We start from the raw sequence: 689 nt of genomic DNA, 5'->3' as shown, positions 1-689 counted from the left end.
CGGGGACGGCGGCGGGCTGGACCGGGCGCGGGGCCGGGCCCGCGCGGGTCACGGTGGTCACAGGTCAGCTCCCGCCGAGCCGGAACAGGGACGTGGCGGTGCGCAGCATGATGCGCACGTCCTGCCAGAGGGTCCAGGTGTCGATGTAGTGGTTGTCGAAGCGGGCGCGCTCCTCGATGGAGGTGTCACCGCGCAGTCCGTGGACCTGGGCCAGCCCCGTGATGCCCACGGGCATCCGGTGCCGTTCGGCGTAGCCGGCGTGGGTCTGGCTGAACTGGCTGACGAAATAGGGGCGTTCGGGTCGGGGGCCGACGAGGCTCATGTCGCCGCGGAGCACGTTCCACAGCTGCGGCAGTTCGTCGAGCGAGGAGCGGCGCAGCAGTCGGCCGACCCTGCTCATGCGGTTGTCCTGGGCGACGCTCCACAGCGTCGCCGACTCGTAGGCGTCGGCGGGACGCAGGGTGCGGAACTTCAGGAGCGTGAAGGGGCGCCCGTCCCGGCCGATGCGTTCCTGCCGGAAGATCACGCCGGGCCCGTCGGCGAACCGGACGGCGGCGGCGCACAGCAGCAGCAGCGGGGCGAGCAGCAGCAGAGCGGCGGCGGCACAGGTGAGGTCGAGTGCCCGTTTCGCCGCGTCGGCGGCGTGCTGCCGCCGCGGCGGTTCCACGCGGCGGCAGGTGTGGCCCCAC

General features: G+C 73.3%; 1 protein-coding gene. It reads right to left on the bottom strand.

Translation table 11 applies throughout. The features are described 5' to 3' along the window. Positions 1–64 precede the first annotated feature (64 nt). Positions 65–689: sugar transferase (locus ACYVE9_RS29635; RefSeq protein WP_461030953.1), on the bottom strand; the 625-nt coding region annotated here is incomplete at its 5' end.

This window comes from Streptomyces sparsus, assembly GCF_054776295.1.
The sequence above is the reverse complement of the archived record's forward strand: the minus strand, read 5'-3'. Positions and strand labels throughout refer to the sequence as shown.